3 protein-coding genes and 1 pseudogene are annotated in these 4,921 nt (G+C 71.6%); 3 read left to right on the top strand and 1 reads right to left on the bottom strand.

From position 1 onward, the window contains the following. Positions 1–428 precede the first annotated feature (428 nt). The 3 genes and pseudogenes from SACPADRAFT_RS0208030 to SACPADRAFT_RS0208020 all read left to right on the top strand — a co-directional run. Positions 429–1,823 (top strand): hemolysin family protein, encoded by a 1,395-nt coding sequence (locus SACPADRAFT_RS0208030; RefSeq protein WP_007026488.1) that lies wholly within the window; start codon positions 429–431, stop codon positions 1,821–1,823. Continuing rightward, positions 1,820–2,842 (top strand): hemolysin family protein, encoded by a 1,023-nt coding sequence (locus SACPADRAFT_RS0208025; RefSeq protein ID WP_007026489.1) that lies wholly within the window; start codon positions 1,820–1,822, stop codon positions 2,840–2,842. Before SACPADRAFT_RS0208030 ends, SACPADRAFT_RS0208025 begins: the two co-directional genes overlap by 4 nt. 130 nt (positions 2,843–2,972) lie before the next feature. Then, positions 2,973–4,055 (top strand): annotated as a pseudogene (locus SACPADRAFT_RS0208020) (ATP-binding protein); the annotation flags it as partial. A 375-nt stretch (positions 4,056–4,430) separates the two neighbouring features. Here the strand turns inward: SACPADRAFT_RS0208020 and SACPADRAFT_RS26295 are convergent. Beyond that, positions 4,431–4,921: ATP-binding cassette domain-containing protein (locus SACPADRAFT_RS26295; protein WP_007026491.1), on the bottom strand; the 491-nt coding region annotated here is incomplete at its 5' end.

Raw genomic sequence — 4,921 nt, 5'->3', positions numbered from 1 at the left:
CGACCTGGACACCCCGAACGCGCTCACCGCGGTGGACGCGTGGGCCGACGACGCGCTGCGGCACCGGGACACCGCCGGGTCGGACCCGGCGGCCCCCGGCCTGGTCCGCGACGCGGTCGACGCGCTGCTCGGCGTCCAGCTGTAGACGCGCCGCCCGGGGCCCGTCCGACCGTGCCCGGGGTCGACGTCGCGGACCCGTGATCGTGGTCGCGACGATCTGTGTCGTACGGTAGCGGCATGCGCTCCCGGAACGGCGCGCTCCGACGGGGATGGAGACCCGGAGACGTCGGAGACGGCGTACGGAGCGTTCGGTGACACGACCGGAGAACTCGGAGGCGTTCCACCCCCGTGAGCAGAGCGATCCGCTCCACCCCGTCGCCAGGCCCACCCGGACAGGGCATCGACCCGGTGACGGCGGGCGGTGAGCGATGCTGACCGCCACGCTGACCCTGTTGTTGGGCATCCTCGCGATCCTGGTGATCATCGCGGCGAACGGCTACTTCGTCGCCCAGGAGTTCACCTACATGTCGGTGGACCGGGCGCGGCTCCGCGCGCAGGCGGCCGAGGGTGACCGGGTCGCCTCGCGTGTCCTGTCGGTGACCGAGCGCACCTCCTTCATGCTGTCCGGGGCGCAGCTGGGGATCACCGTGACGGGCCTGCTCATCGGGTACGTCGCGGAACCGCTCGTCGGGGAGAGCCTCGGGGTGCTCCTCGGCGGGGCGGGGGTCCCGGCGTCGGTGAGCATCACGGTCGCCACCGTCCTCGCCCTCGCCGTCTCGACCGTCGTGCAGATGATCTTCGGCGAGCTGTTCCCGAAGAACCTGGCGATCGCCAACCCCGGTCCGCTCGCCCGCGGTCTCGTCCGCTCGACACGGCTCTACCTGACCGTGTTCGGGTGGTTGATCACCGTGTTCGACCACGCGGCCAACGCGCTGTTGCGGTTGGTCCGGATCGAACCGGTGCACGACGTGGACAGCAGCGCCACCGCCCGCGACCTGGAACACATCGTCGCCGACTCCCGGGAGAGCGGTGACCTGCCCGAGGACCTGTCGATGATGCTGGACCGCATCCTCGACTTCCCCCAGTACACCGTCGAGCACGCGATGATCCCGCGGTCCCGGGTGGACACGGTCGAACCCGACACCACGATCGGGACCGTACGGTCCCTGATGGCCGCGGCACACACCCGCTACCCGGTCATCGACGCCGGCGACGAGCCGGTCGGCGTGGTCAACCTGATCGAGGTGCTCGGCACGTCGCTGGCCGAGGACCGGCCCGTCCGCGCGATGATGCGGCGGCCGATGGTGGTGCCCAGCCTGATGCCGCTGCCCGAGGCGCACCGGCGGATGACGGCCTCCCGCAACCACCTCGCGTGCGTCATCGACGAGCACGGCGGCTTCGCCGGCATCCTCACCCTGGAGGACGTGGCCGAGGAGGTCGTCGGCGAGATCACCGACGAACACGACCACCACCCGCCGGTCGCCGTCGAGGCCGTCGACGACGACACCTGGCGCCTGAGCGGTGACGTCCACGTCGACGAGGTCGAACGCGCCCTCGGTCACACCCTTCCGCGCGGCGACTGGGAGACGGTGTCCGGACTGGTCATCGCGCATTTCGGCGCGTTCCCCGCCGTCGGGGACAGTGTCCGGGTGGAGCTGCCGGCCGATCCGGCCGACCTCGCCCTGGACACCCCCGTGCACCGGCACCTCACGGCGGAGGTGCTCCGGGTCGCCAAACGCGTTCCGACGCTGGTCTCCCTGACCCTCCACGAATCGCGGGGCGAGCACGACGGCGACACCCGCCCGGGGGAGGAGCACGGATGACGAACCTGTGGATCGTCCTTCCGGCGACCGTCGCGATCATCGCGTTGAGCGCCTTCTTCGTCATCATCGAGTTCGCCCTCCTCGGGGCCCGCCGCAGTCGCCTGGAGGACGCCGCGTCCACCAGCCGTGGCGCCCGCGCCGCGCTGCGGAGCGTGAACGAACTCACGCTCATGCTGGCCGGGGCACAACTCGGCATCACCGCCTGCACGTTCGCCCTCGGTGCCGTGACCAAACCCGCGTTCGACAGTTGGTTCTCGGCACTCCTGGGCCTGGTGGGACTGCCGTACTGGCTCAGCGACGTCGCCGCGTTCGTGCTGGCACTGCTGATCGTGACCTTCCTGCACCTCGTCGTCGGCGAGATGGCACCGAAGTCCTGGGCGATCGCCCATCCGGAGACCTCCGCCATCGTGACCGGGCCACCGGCCCGCGCCTTCATCTGGCTGTTCCGCCCCCTGCTGCTGTGGGTCAACTCCGTCGCGAACCGTCTGGTGAAGGCCACCGGCGTGGAACCGGTCGACCACGCGACGATCGGTGGCCAGGACGCGGCCACGATCCGGCACCTCGTGGAACACTCGGCCAACGTCGGCGCCCTCGATTCGTCGTTGCGCACCCCGATGTCCGGAGCGCTCGACCTGCAGAACCTGCGGGTCGACGACCTCCTCCGCCGCAGGATCCCGCCGACGGCCGTGGCGGCGGAGGCCACCGCCGCCGATGTCCGGCGGGCCGCCGGGCGCTCCGGACACATGCGCATCCTCGTCGGCGCGGACGGGGGCGGCACCCCGGGTGTCGTCCACGTCCGGGACACCCTGCTGGCACCGGCCGACCGGCCCGCGCGGGACCTCGCCCGTCCGGCGTTCGTCCTGCCGCCGCACACACCCGTGCACGAGGCCCTCTCCCGCATGCGCCGGGCCAGCGAACAGCTCAGCGTGGTGATGGACGGATCCCGGATCCTCGGGGTCGTCACCCTCGACGACGCGCTGCAGCGGATCCTGCCCGGGCACGCGACGCGGACCGGCTGAGGCCGCCGAGCCGGCCCGACCCGGGTGCGGTGACGACCTCCATACCTCGGGCGGGGCGCGACGTGTGTCGCACGGCAGATCGAACAGCAGGACGTCGGCGAAGGCGAGGCACCTCTGTTAGATTTGCCGAATGTCGGAGTTCGTCGAGCGTTTCGCACTGCATCGGCTCGTTGACTGGGCCGGGGCGTTCCGTGTTGTGCTCGTCAACGGGCCGCGCCAGGCGGGGAAGACCACCCTGCTGCGGCAGTTCCAACGCAGCCACGGGGGATCGTTCCGCTCACTGGACGACGCGACCACACTCCGGAGCGCGCAGGACGCGCCGACCGACTTCGCCGACTACGGCGCCGTCCCCCGGGTGATCGACGAGATCCAGCGGGGCGGGGACGACCTCGTCCTGGCGATCAAGTACCTGGTCGACCGGGACAACCGCCGTGGGCAGTTCGTGCTGTCCGGCTCGACACGGTTCCTCACCGTTCCGACCCTGTCCGAGTCGTTGGCCGGGCGGGCCGTGTTCGTCGATCTGTGGCCGTTGAGCACGGCCGAGCGGACCGGGGCCCCCGGTGACTTCGGTGAGCGCGCGTTCGCGGGCCGGGACGCACTGGCCGACGCGGACAGTTCGGCGTGGACCCGGGCGGACTACGTCGATCTGTTCGCCGCCGGTGGCTACCCGGAGGTGCTGGAGCTCGAGACGCCCACGCAACGCCGCGCCTGGTTCGACGGCTACCTCAGCACGGTGGTGCTCCGCGACGTCGCGAGCTTCGCCCAGATCCAGCACGCCGACGTCGTACCGCGGCTGCTCGCGATGCTCGCCGCCCGCTCCGGCGGTCAGACGGTGCTCGCGGACATGGCCCGGGAACTCGGGCTCAACCACGCCACGGTGCGCAACTACCTCGGCTACCTCGACACGGTGTTCCTCACCGCGCAGTTGCCGCCGTGGTCGACCAACCTGAACAGCAAACCGGTCAAGACGCCGAAGACCTATCCGACGGACTCCGGGCTCGCCGCCCATCTCATGGAGGTCGACCACGACGCGCTCGCCGTTCCCGGCAGCCGTGCCGCCGGGAGCCTCACCGAGATCTTCGTGCACGCCGAGCTGACGCGGTTGCTCGCCACCAGTGACCTCGGTGCCCGGCTGCACTTCTACCGCGACCGGGACGGCCGGGAGATCGACTTCGTACTGGAACGGCGGAACGGGGAGGTCGTCGGGATCGAGGTGAAGGCCTCCAGCACGGTCGGCTCCGACGACTTCCGGCATCTGCGCTGGCTGGCCGACCGGCTCGGCGAGCGGTTCGTCGCCGGCTACGTGCTCCACCTCGGTCAGCAGACCCACCGGTTCGGCGAGCGCATGGCCGCCCTGCCCGTGTCGGCCTTGTGGCACCACGCCCCGCTGTGACCTTCGGGCGAAGTTCCGTCCCTACACCGTTCGGAATCCGAGATCGTCCGCGAGGCCCTGGAGGAATACCTGGCGCGCCACTGAGCAGCGCTGTGCAGCGCCGTGGTGCGGCGAGCGCAGGGCCACCCTGCCCGTGTCGGCGTTGTGGCACCAGGCCCCGCTGTGACCCGGGGCCGTCGGGTCGTCGTGCGCGACTCAGTCGCGGGTGAGGTCGAGCCGGTCGTGGTGCCACCGGCGGCGCAGCCACCGGTCGTGCGAGGCGAGTACGACGGCGCCCGGGGCGGTCTCCAGCGCCTCGGACAGCTCCTCGGCGAGCGTGGGCGAGAGGTGGTTGGTCGGCTCGTCCAGCAACAGTACGTGCGGCGCCCGGGCGATCAACAGGGCCAGGGCGAGCCTGCGCCGTTGCCCCACCGACAGTGTGCCGACCGGGCGGTGGCAGTCCCGGGCCGCCAGCAGCCCCAACGACGTCAGCGCGGGTGCCCCGCCGTCCGGGCGGGCGGCGGTGTAGAGCTCGTGCGGCGTGCGGTGCGCCTCGGCGAAGGACACGTCCTGCTCCAGCAACCCCACCCGCACCCCCGGAGCCCACCGCACCGAACCGCGCGCCGGGGGAACCGTGCCCGCCAGCACGCCCAGCAGCGTGGACTTTCCGGTGCCGTTGCCGCCGGTGACCAGCAGCCGGGTGGAGC

Origin of the sequence: Saccharomonospora iraqiensis subsp. paurometabolica YIM 90007, from assembly GCF_000231035.2 — a bacterium.
In the GTDB taxonomy this organism is placed as follows: Bacteria; Actinomycetota; Actinomycetes; order Mycobacteriales; family Pseudonocardiaceae; genus Saccharomonospora; species Saccharomonospora paurometabolica.
Note: the sequence above shows the minus strand (reverse complement) of the source record. Positions and strands in the feature narration are given on the sequence as shown.

Bases quoted from the DNA above. Each gene is read 5' to 3' on its own strand.
- SACPADRAFT_RS0208030 (WP_007026488.1), top strand. From the start codon at position 429: ATGCTGACCGCCACGCTGACCCTGTTGTTGGGCATCCTCGCGATCCTG.
- SACPADRAFT_RS0208025 (WP_007026489.1), top strand. From the start codon at position 1,820: ATGACGAACCTGTGGATCGTCCTTCCGGCGACCGTCGCGATCATCGCG.